The sequence below is a fragment of the Petroclostridium sp. X23 genome (genome assembly GCF_030013905.1).
In the GTDB taxonomy this organism is placed as follows: Bacteria; Bacillota; Clostridia; order SK-Y3; family SK-Y3; genus X23.
The window spans coordinates 4,281,340-4,295,991 of record NZ_CP124862.1 but is presented as its reverse complement, the minus strand read 5'-3'; the positions used below and the strand labels follow the sequence as shown (position 1 = coordinate 4,295,991).

Sequence of the window (14,652 nt, the reverse complement as noted above, 5' to 3'; positions counted from 1 at the left end):
CTCCCCCTCAATATCATGTTATATATATATTCGACATAATAACCGGTTTTCCTCCTGTCTTTTTTATATTTGTTGCACAAAGAAATCCCGGACGAATCCGGGATTTCTCAAACAATAGTATTTGCAGATGGCGGTTATCGCCATCCATTATTTATTTTTATTAATACATTCCGCCCATTCCGCCAGGCATTCCGCCACCTGCAGGCATTGCAGGTTCTTTTTCAGGCTGATCAGCTACAAGGCTTTCTGTAGTAAGGATCATGGATGCTACACTTGCAGCATTTTGTAATGCAGAACGTGTAACCTTAGTTGGGTCCACGATACCGGCATCAACCATCTTTACATACTGCTCAGTAAGTGCATTGAAGCCAGTTCCTGATTCGCTGTTTTTAATCTTTTCTACAATGACTGAGCCTTCCAATCCTGCGTTAGCAGCAATCTGTCTTACCGGCTCTTCAAGTGCTTTAACAACAATTTTAATACCGGTTTTTTCATCGCCTTCTACAGTATCAAGAAGCTTTCCAACAGATGCGATTGCATTAATGTATGCAGTACCGCCGCCTGCCACAATACCTTCTTCAACAGCAGCTCTTGTAGCCGCTAAAGCATCTTCTATTCTTAATTTCTTTTCTTTCATTTCGGTCTCGGTAGCAGCACCAACTTTAATTACAGCTACACCGCCGGACAATTTTGCAAGTCTTTCCTGTAATTTTTCTCTATCGAAGTCTGAAGTAGTTTCTTCAATCTGAACCTTGATTTCTCTGATTCTATTCTTGATTTCATCTGCAGAACCCGCACCATCAACAATGATAGTGTTTTCTTTCTGCACTTTCACTTGTCTCGCTCTACCAAGTTGAGCAACAGAAGTTTCTTTAAGGTCTAATCCCAACTCATCAGAAATCACTTCTCCGCCGGTGAGGATGGCAATATCCTGAAGCATTGCTTTTCTTCTATCGCCAAAACCCGGAGCTTTTACAGCTACGCAAGTGAATGTTCCTCTTAATTTATTTACTACTAATGTAGCAAGCGCTTCGCCTTCAATATCTTCAGCAATGATAACAAGTTTCTTTCCTTGCTGAACGATTTGCTCAAGCACAGGAAGAATATCCTGAATGTTGGTGATCTTCTTATCTGTAATTAAGATATACGGGTCATCCAATACCGCTTCCATCTTATCAGTATCGGTAATCATGTATGGAGAGATATACCCTCTGTCAAACTGCATCCCTTCAACCACTTCAGAATAAGTTTCAGCGGTCTTGGATTCTTCAACAGTAATAACACCGTCATTTGTAACTTTATCCATCGCATCTGCGATCAGACTGCCTACTGTTTCATCTGCAGCAGAAATTGCAGCGACTCTTGCGATATCTTCTTTTCCTTTAATCTTCGCACTGTTTGCTTTGATATTTTCAACAGCAGCATCTACCGCTTTTGCAATACCCTTTTTAACGATCATTGGATTAGCACCGGCAGCTACGTTCTTCAATCCTTCTCTCACAAGAGCCTGTGCCAATAAGGTCGCTGTAGTAGTACCATCACCTGCAACATCGTTTGTCTTAGTAGCAACTTCTTTTACAAGCTGTGCTCCCATATTTTCAAATGCGTCTTCTAATTCAATTTCTTTCGCAATGGTTACGCCATCGTTTGTGATGAGCGGAGAACCGAATTTTTTATCAAGAACGACATTTCTTCCTTTTGGTCCTAAAGTAATCTTTACAGTATCTGCTAATTGATTAACGCCTCTTTCAAGAGCGCGTCTGGCTTCTTCACCAAATAAAATATCCTTTGCCATATGTAAAATACCTCCCTTAAAATTTGATCAAATAAAGATTTATTATTCTACTTTTGCAAGTACATCGCTTTGTCTCAGAATAGTGTATTCTTCACCATCAAGTTTCACTTCTGTTCCAGCGTACTTGCTGATGATAACCTTATCACCAACCGCTAATTCCATTTTAATTTCCTTACCATCTACCACACCGCCAGGTCCTACGGCCACAACCTCAGCCATTTGTGGTTTTTCTTTTGCTGTTCCCGGTAATACAATACCGCTTTTTGTGGTTTCTTCACTTTCAAGCATCTTAATTACTACTCTGTCTGCTAAAGGTTTAATCGTCATGTGTGTATACCTCCTTAAACTAAATTTATAATTTAATATAATTTACTCTTTTATTAGCACTCACTATAAGTGAGTGCTAATTACAATAATAAATATATATAATCTATTTTTTTATAGCAAATATTGCATTTGATTATTTTCCCTTATTATTGCCTAATACTTCCTGATATATAACTATTTCTCCTAATTTCTCTTATTTTCTCCGTATTTATTAAAAAATGCGTATTTGAAGCATGCTCTCTACGGCTCAGCATGCTTCAAATACGCATTTTTTCACGATTTCACGATTTTGTTTGCAGTAAATAAAAAAACACCCTTATAGGTGATATTTTTATTTACTATGATATTGGCGACCCGGAAGGGGCTCGAACCCTCGACCTCCAGCGTGACAGGCTGGCATTCTAACCAACTGAACTACCGGGCCAAATCAAGTCAACGATGATTATTATACACAGATTATGTATAGTTGTCAATCTATTTTCTATATTAATTTTTGGCAATAATGCATCGGGCGGACAGTGTCGTCAATTTAAGATATGGACATTTAGCTTAACGGAACGGCATGGGGGCCGTTCCCTACAAAATCACTTGATTTTTTATAATTCCTAGGGAACGCCCCCTATGGCGTTCCGCTTCAGATGTTACTAGTATCATAAGATTTAGTCTAACTCTAACCATTCCGTATGGAAAGTTCCTTCCCGGTCAATCCTCTTGTATGTATGGGCTCCAAAATAATCTCTCTGCGCTTGAATTAAATTTGCCGGCAATGATTCACTCCTGTATGAGTCAAAATAGCTTAACGCTGAACTAAAAGCCGGGATAGGTATTCCTTTTAACGCTGCAGCGCTTATGACTCTTCTCCAGCCGCTTTGTGATCGGTGTATAACATCTTTAAAAAACGGATCAAGCAGCAGATTTTCCAATTGAGGATTTAGTGTAAACGCATCATTGATACTATTTAAGAACCGTGCACGAATAATGCACCCACCTCTCCATAGCAACGCGATTTCCCCCAGTTCCAGATTCCAGTTGTATTCATCCGATGCTGTTTTCAATAAAGCAAACCCTTGTGCATAAGAGCAGATTTTGGAAGCATATAATGCATCCTTAATATCCGCTATAAATTTCTCTTTATCGCCTTCGAATAAAACTTCAGGCCCGCTCAATTGCTCAGAGGCTCTTACTCTCTCATCCTTAATGGCTGAAATATTTCTAGCAAACACCGCTTCGGTGATGGTGGGGATACTGACCCCTAGGTCCAGTGCTTCTTGTGCTGTCCATTTTCCGGTTCCTTTTTGCTGGGCAGCATCTAAAATAACATCTACCAGAGGGTTGCCCGTCAACTCATCCGTCCTGCCTAAAATATCAGCTGTTATTGCAATAAGGTATGAGTTTAGCTCTTCTCCGTTCCACTTTGCAAATACGCTTTTTATTTCTTTGGCAGACATTTTCAGCAGTACCTTCATCAAATAGTAAGCTTCCGAAATAAGCTGCATATCTCCATATTCAATCCCATTGTGAACCATTTTGACATAATGTCCGGCACCATCGGGGCCCATATAACTGCAGCAAGGAACATTCTCATTAACTTTCGCGGATATATCTGTAAGAATTTTCTCTACTTGCCACCATGCTTGCACATCACCGCCGGGCATAATACTCGGCCCATTAAGAGCTCCTTCTTCGCCGCCTGAAACACCTACGCCCATGTACAATATTTCTTCTATATTCATCCACTCTATTCTTCTACGAGTATCCTTAAAGTATGAATTCCCTCCATCAATGATGATATCTCCCTTTTCCAAATACGGTATTAAATTCTTGATCGTATCATCCACCCCAGTTCCAGCCTTCACCATTAAAAATACTTTTCTGGGTTTTTTAAGACTTTGTACAAACTCTTCAAGAGAATAGGTGGAAATGACATTATCATTATCTTTCGCACTATGCTTCATAAAATCATCTACCTTGGATACTGTTCTATTATATACTGAAACCACATATCCGTTACGCGCCATATTCAGCACCAGATTTTGCCCCATTACAGCCAAACCTATTAATCCAATATCTGCTTTCGCCATATTTTTTAGCCTCCATTTACTAAAGTAATAACTATAATTAAATATACCCCAACCATAAGCAAATTAACACAAAACAAGCAGGACAAAGCCATTGTCACCGATATATTGATTTTAAAATGGTTATTTTTCTATCATTTCCTTGGCAATGTCCGGTACAAAATTTTGATCCTCAATTGGAGGCCGTACATAAAATGTATTTTCTTGTCGCTCCGGTAAGATGATCTTTTGCTTTTTAATTTCATGGTACTCAATCATACTTAACAAGTGTGCAATACAATTTATCCGAGCATGCCGCTTAATATCAGCATCCACCACATACCATGGAGATTGTTTAGTGTCCGTATGTGCAAACATTTTATCTTTTGCTATAGAGTATTCTTCCCATCGCGCCCTGGATTCCAAATCCATCGGGCTGATTTTCCATCGTTTGGTCGGATCATTGATACGGCTTTGGAATCGATGTTCCTGTTCCTCATCGCTAACAGAAAACCAATATTTTATAAGAATAATACCGGAACGAATTAACATTTTTTCGAATTCAGGGCAGCTTCTTAAAAATTCCTCATGTTCTTCATCGGTACAATAGCCCATCACCTTTTCAACACCTGCACGATTATACCAGCTTCTATCAAAAAGAACCATTTCCCCGGCTGCGGGCAAATGCGCAACATATCGTTGGAAATACCATTGGGTCTTTTCACGCTCTGTCGGCACTCCCAGTGCAACGATACGACAAACACGCGGATTTAGCTTTTCAGTAATGCGTTTGATGACCCCACCTTTGCCGGCCGCATCCCTGCCTTCAAAAATTATAACGACTTTTAATTGCTTTTCTTTGATCCAGTCCTGTAATTTAACCAACTCTACTTGCAACTCCGCTAATTTTTTTTCATAAGCCTGCTTACTGATTTTTTTTTGAGCTTTCTTCTCCCCCATAAGAGTTCCTTCTTTCTAATTTTTTTATAACTTCTTGTCTTAGTACAAAGAATCCGTTGAAATTCTTTCTCCCAACATACAGACTGTTTTTCATAATTGAAAACATGCCATCAAAAGATATAGTTATTTGTTTTATACCCAAAATTACTTATATATTAACGTCTAAAAAACATTCTATGACTATGTTCGATATAAAGGAAATGGCGACGCGCTTTTGCAAAGCACATCGCCATCCTATTTATATACTATTTATTATTCACCCATGAACATTTTAATATCATCATCCACATTTGTTACGCCGCCAATGCCAAAGCTCTCAACCAATACTTTCGCAACATTAGGTGAAAGGAATGCCGGTAATGTCGGTCCAAGGTGGATATTTTTCACACCGAGGTATAACAGTGCCAATAATACGATTACTGCTTTCTGTTCATACCATGCGATATTATACGCAATCGGAAGCTCATTGATATCATTTAACTGGAATACTTCTTTCAGTTTAAGCGCGATGACTGCCAATGAATAGGAATCATTGCACTGTCCCGCATCCAATACTCTTGGGATTCCACCGATATCTCCCAGTTCCAGCTTATTGTATCTGTATTTTGCACAACCGGCTGTCAGAATAACAGTATCCTTCGGCAGCTTTTGAGCAAACTCGGTATAATAATCTCTGCTCTTCATTCTTCCGTCACAACCTGCCATAACAAAGAATTTTTTAATTGCGCCGGATTTTACCGCATCTACAACTTTATCCGCAAGGCTCAACACGGTGCTATGCGCAAATCCACCGATAATTTCTCCTCTTTCGATTTCAACAGGAGGCTGGCATTTCTTTGCGTGTTCAATAATTTCAGAGAAATCTTTTCCTGTTCCGTCTTCTTTTGCATCAATATGCTTCACACCGTCAAAGCCTACGACACCTGTGGTGTATACTCTATCTTTATACGAATCCTTTGGAGGCACAAGACAGTTGGTGGTCATCAATATCGGGCCGTTAAAGCTTTCGAATTCCTTATCCTGTTTCCACCATGCATTTCCGTAGTTGCCTACAAAATGATCGTATTTCTTAAATGCCGGATAGTAATGAGCCGGAAGCATTTCACTGTGGGTATATACGTCTATCCCTGTTCCTTTGGTTTGCTCCAAAAGCCCTTCCATATCCTTCAGATCATGGCCGCTGATGAGGATACCCGGGTTATTTCTTACCCCAATGTTAACTTTTGTAATTTCCGGGCTGCCGTAGGTTGATGTATTCGCTTTATCCAACAACGCCATTACATCGACACCGTATTTTCCTGCTTCCATGACCAGTGCTACCAATTGGTCTGCTGCCAAAGTATCGTCCAATGTAGCAGCCAATGCCTTTTCCATGAATTCGAAAATGCTACTATTGACATATCCTAATTGGTAAGCGTGTTTTGCATATGCAGCCATTCCCTTTAATCCATAAGTAAGTAACTCTCTTAAAGATCTCACGTCTTCATTCTCAGTAGCAAGAACTCCTACCTGTGCAGCCTTTGCGTCAAATTGTTCCGCTTGTGCGGACCATACCGCCGCATCATGAGTGATACCGGAAATATCTGCGCCTGATTTAGCAGCAGCATTTTTTATCTCATCTCTTAACACCAAAGCATTTTGAATTCTTTCAACAAACGCTTTTCTATCAAAATTCGCATTGGTGATGGTCATAAACAAACTTTCCATGATAAACTTATCAGCCTCTTTGCTTGCGGCTCCCGTTTCTCTGGCTTTCATATTATACAATGAAATTCCTTTCAAAGTATAAATCAACAAGTCATGCAGATTGGCTACATCCGAAGTCTTTCCACATACCCCTCTCATCGTGCACCCGGTTCCTTTGGCCGCTTCCTGACATTGATAACAAAACATACTCATTCTTACATACCTCCATTATTTTTATTGTTTTAGTGGGATTTTATTTATTAATAGTTCACAGTTCACGGTTTACAGTTCACAGACCTTATACCGTGAATCGTGAGTACTATAACTATACTTTATAATTTATCGCTTGCGCTTTCATACTTAGTATACTATTGCTATCTATTTATTTCGGTAACATATGTTACCGATAAGAATATTTATCCTTTTACGATATTCCCCTCTACGCCAATGACTACTTCTCTATAAGGAACAATAGTCTCGGACTGCAGCATAGCGGTTCTTACCGATTGGACGATGCCGCCGCAGCAAGGTACTTCCATTCTCACTACTGTAATGCTGGCAATATCGTTGTTCTTAAGAATTTCCGTCAATTTTTCCTTATAGTGTTCATTGTCGTCCAACTTAGGACATCCGATCACAGTGGTATGGCCTTTGATAAAGTCCTTATGGAAGTTCGCGTGAGCATAAGCTACACAGTCCGCTGCAATCAACAAATTAACTCCTTTAAAATACTGCGCATTGGGATTTACCAGGTTTAATTGTACCGGCCATTGTCTTAATTCGGATACCGGCGCCGAGGCTGATGTTTCATCTGATTGAGGAACACTCGGTTCATTATTCACCGGAGTTCTATTCATCATTCTGGCTGCCATTCCCGGACATCCTGAATGTACCGGTTTTTTTACTTTTTCAGCCTTCTTCTCAGCCATTTTTTTATCAACAGCTTCTTGGTCATAAGCAACCGCTTCTCTTTCAATCATAGTAATGGCCCCAGTAGGACATTCAGGCAGGCAGTCACCCAAACCGTCGCAGTATTCATCACTTAGCAATTTTGCCTTACCGTTTACCATCTCAATCGCGCCTTCATGACACGCAGTTACACATAATCCGCATCCATTGCATTTTTCTTCATCTATATGAATGATTCTTCTTTTCATCTTCGTTACCTCCTCGTATTGATTTTATGTTTCTATTATAGTAAGATTAAGATAAATATTCGGTAACATATGTTACCATTGATAATTTTTTAGGAGATTTTATGAATAATATTATAGAAGCGTTAAAACATTGCTTTTTATTTCGCAACTTTAGTGATGAGGAAATTTACCAAGCGTTAACGAACATAGACTATAAAATCAAATCTTATGCTAAAGATGAAGTCATTGCGATTGAAGATGATAGATGTGTAAATTTAGGGGTCGTCATTGAAGGAAGTATAGAAATTCAAAAGATCTTTGCGTCAGGTAAAACGCTTACCATCACGCGGCTGGGCAAGGGGCAAATTTTTGGGGAAGTGATTATTTTTTCGGATACCAACCAGTATCCTGCCACCATCGCTTCTTGTGAAAGTTCAAAAGTTATGTTTATATCCAAAGAGGAAATCCTTAAATTTTGCAGTTTAAATATTAGATTCTTAAATAATTTTATAGGATCGCTTTCAGATAAAATATTACTGTTGAACAAAAAATTAAAAAGTCTTTCTTACCACACGATCAGACAAAAAGTGGCAAGTTATTTATTGGAGGAATATGGAACACAAAACAAGTCTTTCATCACATTAACGCTTTCTAAAAAGCAGCTTGCAGAACAATTGGGCATCCCAAGACCTTCCCTCTCCCGGGAACTGATTAATCTTAGAGATGAAGGGATCATCGATTTTGACCGGAATATTGTAAAGATTATTGATGTCAATGTACTTGAGGAATGCTTATATGAATAAAAGAAAGAACAGGTAGTGATAGTTATGTCGGATAGAGAAATGCTTGTTTATAAAACATTAAAGCAGCTTAATATAGACTATATACAAAAAAGTCATGCCCCTGCATTTTCAATAGAGGATTGCAAGAGAATCATTGAAAAACTCGGAGGTGGTATTCACTGTAAGAATTTATTTTTATGCAACCGCCAAGAAACAGAGTTTTTCTTACTTTTAATCCGTTATGATAAAAAGTTCCGAACTTCGGATGTTTCTAAACAAATTAACCGTTCCCGTTTAAGCTTTGGATCAGAAGAGAATCTGCTTAAATACTTAAATGTCTATCCCGGATCAGTAAGCCCTATGGGTCTAATAAATGATAAAAATAACAATGTTATTCTACTTATGGACAAAGATCTCTTAGCTTATGAAACCATATGGTTTCACCCCTGTGTGAACACTGCCTCAATTGCTATGCAAATAAATGATTTTATGACAAAGTTTTTACCTTATACAAATCATCAGCCTATTTTTGTTACAATATAGGAGGATGTGAAAAAGTCGGATTTAGCACATAGAGAAAATCGAACTTGAGCAGGCCCTCGTCCCTGCTGTTTGCCCGATTTTGGCATAACAGAGGGACTGTCCGAAGCCTTTGAAAAAGTCCGGTTTAGCACGTAGAAGGAGTGAAGGATGGTCTTTTGGACTCAAATTTCTCCCATGATGGTATCTAAATCCTTGTCCTCACTATCCAGTACTCTTTTCTTGTCATATTGTTCAAGCTTGTCATAACACCTGTTAAGCTCTGATATTATCTGTTTATTATCCGGGTCATATTTTAACAATTGCTCAAGATAATATGCTGCCTTTTCAAAATCCTTTCCCCCATAGTCATCCCAGTTATCCTTGGTACTATCATAGATATATCCGTCCATATACAGTTCAGCCAGAATAGCTATCGCATACCGGTCATTTTCTTTTGCATACTGCTCATATAAAGGGATTGCACCCTCGTAGTCACCTCCCCGCAGCTTTTTATCCGCTTCATTTGCATCGGTAAACTTCAAGGTTGTGCTGCAATGTTCATCCTCATACCTGTTCATTTCCCCCATTTTATCGGTACTAAACAGTATGTTGTGCTGTCTGTCGTACCCTGTTACCGTTACAATGTATTCGTCTTCTCCATAAAAAGGAGGCAAATAACTTAAAGGATTCGGACCGCTTCCTGAGGAATGTCCTCTTCCTGCCTGTAAGTGCACTTTGTCTTCCATTTCGAAAGAAGTTTTGGGTACCTGTATTTTTCCACTCTCAAACAGAATGACGGTACTGCTGCCGCTCCTGGTTTTGACCCTATGTTTTAGAAACATTCTATAATAATCCGATTTTGGAACATTTTGGGTAGATACAGAGATCTCCCTTCCTTCTTTAACCGCATGTGCCTCTATTTCTAACGGCATCATATAGATATTCTCATCTTTAATCTCTGTGTTCCCGTTCAATTCTATCACATCTGATTCGTTGAAGGACAAGCTTGTGCCTAAAACGGCATTTGCAAAGGTTGTGATATATAACCGGTATCTCCCGTTTTTTATATGACCTATGCGGTAATGTCCGGCATCATCGGCAACTGCGGCTGCCACCGCGTCCATGCCTATAATTTGGTTTGAAGACCAGCCATCGATTCCATTTTCGGGAACAAGACTTATAAATACAGGTGGCACCTGCTCCGATGGTAATATAATCTTTCCGGAAACGGAATTTCCGCTTTCCGGCGCTGAATGTTTAATTTTTTCAATTCTATCAAACTCCCGCTGCAGCTCATAAAATCCGAATAAAGGTTCTACCAGATCCTTATAGCTTTCATTTACTTTTCCCAGATCGTAATAGGGTTCCCTTTGCTGCTCCCATTTATATTTGTGGTAGTTATCCATATTACCTGTTATAAAATAGTAGTAAGAAAACAAAAAATCCGCTGCTGTTTTATAGCTGTCAAATGTATTATGCCGGAGAATATCTATACCAATGTTGTTTTGTCCGTCCATAAGATGCATTGCCGCTAAATGTAGATTTTTAAGCTCAATTAATTTTTTATCTTTAATATAATTAAGGTTTCTTAGTATCTCAAAAGCAAAATTTTTATTGCCGCTATTAAAATTAGCCATTGCTATTTTCATTTCATAGATACCAAGTTGATCACTCTTTTTTCTACCTAAGACTTTTTTATGTTCTTCGTTAATCTGATTCAAACTGTCTTCCTCAAGATATACCGCTGATGACCCTCTTGAACCCTTTGAAGCAGAATAAAGGGCTCCATATTGAAATTGACTTCCCAGGATACTGTCAATGCGCGAAATAGCACTTACCACCGAACCTAATCCCTTTTGTGTGATAGAACGAACATAATATGCATCTGCCTTGTCTTCATCAAAGCTCTCATAAATTTTTCCCAGCATCATATAGGTAAATGACTGCATAAAGAAAGGCAACATGAATATGCAAGCGATCAACCCTAGTATGAACAACGTCTTGATCTTTATTCTTATTTTAATGGTTTTCATTTTGTTCCACCCCTGTTTGCATCGATATTACCTTGATTTTACTCTGTTGTATTTCCTTACCGCCAACCTCTAAGTTTCCTACTCCCGCTGACCAAGCTATCATTACTGCTAAACAAACAGCGATAGCAGGCGTTAAAGGTATTTCTATTTCTCGATTTAAAAATTTATTCAATTTACTGCCGTGCTTCTGACTCTTTTCTAGCACATGCCTTTTTAGCTGTTTATCGAATATCGTATCGTGAAGTTCCTCATCAATCTTTTGTTTAAAGCTCCTCATATAAGTATTCCTCCTTCAACACAATCTTCAAGCTCTCCCGTGCTCTGCTCAGCCGGCTTTTTATAGTACCTTCCTTTTGTTTTAAAGCACAAGCGATCTCTTTAATGGTAAGCTGATTGTAGTAATACAAAACAACAACCTGACGCTCCTTAGGCTTTAGCGTCATCACCGCTTCATACAGACTTATTTTTTCTTCAATATCTATTCCGGTTACCTCTTCTGTTTTATCTGATAATTCTTCATGCGAAAATACCGGAACCACACGCCTAAGCCAAGCAGACCTAAGCTTTTGCCGACATTGATTGATAAGTATCTTTAAAAGGTACGTTTTAAGAGAGCATTCTCCTCTAAAGCTATCTATGTTTTGATAGTATTTTAAAAATGTATCGGACACCGTTTCCTGCGCGTCACGGTCATCTTTTAATACCATCTTCGCGGTTCTTAAAAAGGATGTAGCATACTCATCCATTGCATTTTTTAACTTTTCAACATCTTTGCTTTCCGTACTATCTTCTTCTTTGTGTACAAACATTATATGTCCCCCGTACTTTTGTTAGGTACCTCTATTATATTAGATGCCTTCAACCAAGTAAAAGGTTGCAAAATTCCTATATAAAATTTTAATACTTTTTATAGATAATCAAAAAAACGAAGAAAGGCCAATGTTAAACACATCAGCGCTTCTTCGCTTTTTATATGCTAATACTTTTTTAAAGTTTTAAATATTCACATGAAAGGGAATAATAATTTTTGGTTTTCTTCCGTATACATATTTTCTTTAGTAATTATTTCAGACCCGGTATCAATTTTCTTATTAACTTTTTTGCCTTTCACGGCCTGAACAGCAGTTTTTATACTTAAGTAGCCCATATTAAAAGGCTTTTGAACAACAGTTGCCTGAATTACTCCTTTTTCAATAAATCCTACTTCAGATAGCGAACTATCAAAACCAACCAATTTGACTTTCCCCTTTAACCCAAGATCGTCAATAGCCATTGCTGCACCAACTGTGGAAGACTCATTTAACCCGACAATTCCTTCCAAGTCAGGGTTTTCCATCATCAGGTCTTTTGCTATCTCATAAGCTTTTGCTTGAACGGCGCTACTATAAAATATTCCTAAAATATTATCTTCCATCTCCTTTGAGAGTCCCTCTCTTACCCCTTTTTCCCGTTCAATCGCTGTAGACGACCCCTCCACATGACTTATAATAGCTATTTTAGAATTACTGCCAACTAATTTCAACAACTCTTTTCCAGCTTTTTTACCTGCCTCAAAACTATCGGTTGCAATAAAAGAATCCGGTAATTCACTATTTAATCCTGAATCTATTATTACTAATTTGATATTATTTTTCCTAACCTTTTCCGCAACAGGAACCAATGCATAATAATCATTTGCTGCTAAAACAACTGCATCAGGTTTATTTTTTATAGCATTCTCCAGAATACCTATTTGTTCGTGAATATCTCTCTCTGTTCCGGAACCTGTTATTTTAACATTTACATCAAATTCCTTTGCTGCAGTATCTATACCCGCATATACGGAATCCCAAAATTCCATACGAAAATCTATAGCCTTAACCACAACAAGAATATCTAGTTTTTTGCCTGCTTCCTTGGCAAGAATTGCTTTATTTAATATGTATGCACTACAACCGGCAATCACAATAACACCAAATACTCCTAAGGCTATTTTCATTATTTTTTTCAAATTACATCCCCCTAATTAAGGCAGAATCTTTAGCAGCTTATCCTTGAAAGGATTTTAACATTTTCTCAAACTCCTCTATTTCATCTTTTCCATCAAGTACTCCACCGTTTGAAACCTCAAATGCCTTAACACCTTTTGCCCTACCTTCTGTCATCTCATAGGGTCTAATATATGCAACCTGCTCTATATTACCCATTTTTTTCAGCAGCTCTTTTCTGTTAATTTCACTATTGTTTAATTTAGCCGTTAACTAATCCCCCATTATAGTTATATTATATAATATTTTTATAGATCAATAAATCATCATTTCTAGTTTGGTACTATAAAATAAGCTTTGGAATTGACTTAATACATTCTTCAATTTCCGATATCACAGGCATCGCAGGGATTGCACCTTTTTTTACTGTTGTAACGGAACCTGCAGCATTTGCAAAATCTATCATTTCCTCTATATTAGCTTTGCTTAAATTAGAAAGAGTCATCCCTTTTTCTATTACCTGATATAAAAATGAGCCCAGGAATGCATCCCCTGCACCGGTTGTGTCTATTGTAATTACATCATATGCCGGAAGAATGCCTGTCTTATCTCCAATTCTATAGAAACAGCCTGAAGGTCCCAATGTCACCAGAATTACAGGAATTCCATATTTATTCAAGATTATTTCCGATCCTTCTTCAAGATCTCCTTTACCGGTAATAAATTCAAGTTCCTCATTGGATACCTTTAATATTTCCGCATACTCCAATCCTTTTTCAATCATAGCTTTTGCTTCACCAAGGTCATTCCATAACGGAATTCTTAAATTGGGATCGAATGATATAATTGCACCATTCTCCTTCGCAATTTTTACTGCCATAAGAGTAGCCGATCTGGAAGGATTATCCGTCATTGAAACTGTACCGAAGTGAAAAATCTTAGTACTTTTTAGCATTTCTATATTAACTTCATTTTGATCAAGTAATAAATCTGCTCCAGGTTTTCTATAAAAACTAAAGCTTCTATCTCCTTTACCGTTTAAATGTACGAATGCCAACGTCGTATTTGCTTCCTTAGTGAAAACTAATCCCTTTGTATCTACGCCTATATCTTCTAATACCCCTGATAAAAATCTTCCAAATTGATCATCTCCTACTTTTCCTATCAGGGCTGCCTTTCTGCCAAGCTTGGATAGGATCGCCAAAACATTTCCAGGTGCCCCGCCGGGATTTCTTTCAAACAATACGGTGCCTTCTTCTGTTTCTCCAGCAGGCGTAAAATCTATAAGCAACTCCCCAATTGCAACAACATCATACATACTTGATCTCCCCTTATTTGAATTTATTTTTATAGTTAAAGTTTATATTTTTATCCTTACAAAGGAAAG

Annotated in this window: 14 protein-coding genes and 1 tRNA gene; 2 read left to right on the top strand and 13 right to left on the bottom strand. The window is 38.1% G+C overall.

From position 1 onward, the window contains the following. Nucleotides 1-160: 160 nt before the first annotated feature. The 7 genes from groL to QKW49_RS20105 all read right to left on the bottom strand — a co-directional run bounded on the left by groL (nucleotide 161) and on the right by QKW49_RS20105 (nucleotide 7,982). The gene (groL, locus tag QKW49_RS20135; RefSeq protein ID WP_282864430.1) at nucleotides 161-1,795 is read right to left on the bottom strand and encodes a chaperonin GroEL; all 1,635 of its coding nucleotides are present in this window, start codon (nucleotides 1,793-1,795) and stop codon (nucleotides 161-163) included. Nucleotides 1,796-1,837: 42 nt separating this feature from the next. Beyond that, nucleotides 1,838-2,122: a co-chaperone GroES gene (locus QKW49_RS20130; RefSeq protein ID WP_282864429.1), complete on the bottom strand. Its 285-nt coding sequence runs from the start codon at nucleotides 2,120-2,122 to the stop codon at nucleotides 1,838-1,840. 347 nt (nucleotides 2,123-2,469) lie between these two features. After that, a tRNA-Asp gene (locus QKW49_RS20125) sits at nucleotides 2,470-2,546 on the bottom strand. Between the two features lie 235 nt (nucleotides 2,547-2,781). Then, nucleotides 2,782-4,203 (bottom strand): decarboxylating NADP(+)-dependent phosphogluconate dehydrogenase, encoded by a 1,422-nt coding sequence (gnd, locus tag QKW49_RS20120; RefSeq protein ID WP_282864427.1) that lies wholly within the window; start codon nucleotides 4,201-4,203, stop codon nucleotides 2,782-2,784. Nucleotides 4,204-4,323: 120 nt separating this feature from the next. Continuing rightward, nucleotides 4,324-5,139, bottom strand: a complete 816-nt coding sequence (ppk2, locus tag QKW49_RS20115; RefSeq protein WP_282864426.1) for a polyphosphate kinase 2 — start codon at nucleotides 5,137-5,139, stop codon at nucleotides 4,324-4,326. Between the two features lie 252 nt (nucleotides 5,140-5,391). Then, nucleotides 5,392-7,038 (bottom strand): hydroxylamine reductase, encoded by a 1,647-nt coding sequence (hcp, locus tag QKW49_RS20110; protein ID WP_282864425.1) that lies wholly within the window; start codon nucleotides 7,036-7,038, stop codon nucleotides 5,392-5,394. Between the two features lie 203 nt (nucleotides 7,039-7,241). Beyond that, complete coding sequence (locus tag QKW49_RS20105; protein WP_282864424.1) at nucleotides 7,242-7,982, bottom strand: 4Fe-4S binding protein; 741 nt, start codon at nucleotides 7,980-7,982, stop codon at nucleotides 7,242-7,244. A 101-nt stretch (nucleotides 7,983-8,083) separates the two neighbouring features. On the opposite strand from QKW49_RS20105, the gene QKW49_RS20100 reads away from it, so the two are divergent. Together QKW49_RS20100 and QKW49_RS20095 are read left to right on the top strand one after the other, a co-directional pair. Further along, nucleotides 8,084-8,764, top strand: coding sequence for a Crp/Fnr family transcriptional regulator (locus tag QKW49_RS20100; protein ID WP_282864423.1), 681 nt, complete (start codon nucleotides 8,084-8,086; stop codon nucleotides 8,762-8,764). Nucleotides 8,765-8,788: 24 nt separating this feature from the next. Then, nucleotides 8,789-9,286: a prolyl-tRNA synthetase associated domain-containing protein gene (locus tag QKW49_RS20095; RefSeq protein WP_282864422.1), complete on the top strand. Its 498-nt coding sequence runs from the start codon at nucleotides 8,789-8,791 to the stop codon at nucleotides 9,284-9,286. A gap of 161 nt (nucleotides 9,287-9,447) precedes the next feature. Here the strand turns inward: QKW49_RS20095 and QKW49_RS20090 are convergent, their stop codons facing one another. From QKW49_RS20090 to QKW49_RS20065, 6 genes are all read right to left on the bottom strand, one after another. After that, nucleotides 9,448-11,298 carry a tetratricopeptide repeat protein gene (locus QKW49_RS20090; RefSeq protein ID WP_282864421.1) on the bottom strand — a complete coding sequence of 617 codons (1,851 nt, stop codon included), beginning with the start codon at nucleotides 11,296-11,298 and terminating at the stop codon, nucleotides 9,448-9,450. Next, entirely contained in the window at nucleotides 11,285-11,575 is a 291-nt protein-coding gene (locus QKW49_RS20085) for a hypothetical protein (RefSeq protein WP_282864420.1), read from the bottom strand. Before QKW49_RS20085 ends, QKW49_RS20090 begins: the two co-directional genes overlap by 14 nt. Continuing rightward, nucleotides 11,562-12,107 carry a sigma-70 family RNA polymerase sigma factor gene (locus QKW49_RS20080; protein ID WP_282864419.1) on the bottom strand — a complete coding sequence of 182 codons (546 nt, stop codon included), beginning with the start codon at nucleotides 12,105-12,107 and terminating at the stop codon, nucleotides 11,562-11,564. The genes QKW49_RS20085 and QKW49_RS20080 overlap by 14 nt, the downstream gene beginning before the upstream one ends. Before the next feature lie 194 nt (nucleotides 12,108-12,301). Continuing rightward, on the bottom strand, nucleotides 12,302-13,288 hold the full coding sequence (locus tag QKW49_RS20075) for a substrate-binding domain-containing protein (protein ID WP_282864418.1): 987 nt from the start codon (nucleotides 13,286-13,288) through the stop codon (nucleotides 12,302-12,304). A 37-nt stretch (nucleotides 13,289-13,325) separates the two neighbouring features. Continuing rightward, on the bottom strand, nucleotides 13,326-13,484 hold the full coding sequence (locus QKW49_RS20070) for a hypothetical protein (protein WP_282864417.1): 159 nt from the start codon (nucleotides 13,482-13,484) through the stop codon (nucleotides 13,326-13,328). Nucleotides 13,485-13,608: 124 nt separating this feature from the next. Continuing rightward, nucleotides 13,609-14,583 (bottom strand): carbohydrate kinase, encoded by a 975-nt coding sequence (locus QKW49_RS20065; RefSeq protein ID WP_282864416.1) that lies wholly within the window; start codon nucleotides 14,581-14,583, stop codon nucleotides 13,609-13,611. Nucleotides 14,584-14,652 lie beyond the last annotated feature (69 nt).

Excerpts from the sequence above, each read along its gene's own strand:
- groL (WP_282864430.1), bottom strand. The coding sequence starts at position 1,795 with ATGGCAAAGGATATTTTATTTGGTGAAGAAGCCAGACGCGCTCTTGAA.
- QKW49_RS20130 (WP_282864429.1), bottom strand. The coding sequence starts at position 2,122 with ATGACGATTAAACCTTTAGCAGACAGAGTAGTAATTAAGATGCTTGAA.
- gnd (WP_282864427.1), bottom strand. The coding sequence starts at position 4,203 with ATGGCGAAAGCAGATATTGGATTAATAGGTTTGGCTGTAATGGGGCAA.
- ppk2 (WP_282864426.1), bottom strand. The coding sequence starts at position 5,139 with ATGGGGGAGAAGAAAGCTCAAAAAAAAATCAGTAAGCAGGCTTATGAA.
- hcp (WP_282864425.1), bottom strand. The coding sequence starts at position 7,038 with ATGAGTATGTTTTGTTATCAATGTCAGGAAGCGGCCAAAGGAACCGGG.
- QKW49_RS20105 (WP_282864424.1), bottom strand. The coding sequence starts at position 7,982 with ATGAAAAGAAGAATCATTCATATAGATGAAGAAAAATGCAATGGATGC.
- QKW49_RS20100 (WP_282864423.1), top strand. The coding sequence starts at position 8,084 with ATGAATAATATTATAGAAGCGTTAAAACATTGCTTTTTATTTCGCAAC.
- QKW49_RS20095 (WP_282864422.1), top strand. The coding sequence starts at position 8,789 with ATGTCGGATAGAGAAATGCTTGTTTATAAAACATTAAAGCAGCTTAAT.
- QKW49_RS20090 (WP_282864421.1), bottom strand. The coding sequence starts at position 11,298 with ATGAAAACCATTAAAATAAGAATAAAGATCAAGACGTTGTTCATACTA.
- QKW49_RS20085 (WP_282864420.1), bottom strand. The coding sequence starts at position 11,575 with ATGAGGAGCTTTAAACAAAAGATTGATGAGGAACTTCACGATACGATA.
- QKW49_RS20080 (WP_282864419.1), bottom strand. The coding sequence starts at position 12,107 with ATGTTTGTACACAAAGAAGAAGATAGTACGGAAAGCAAAGATGTTGAA.
- QKW49_RS20070 (WP_282864417.1), bottom strand. The coding sequence starts at position 13,484 with ATGGGTAATATAGAGCAGGTTGCATATATTAGACCCTATGAGATGACA.
- QKW49_RS20065 (WP_282864416.1), bottom strand. The coding sequence starts at position 14,583 with ATGTATGATGTTGTTGCAATTGGGGAGTTGCTTATAGATTTTACGCCT.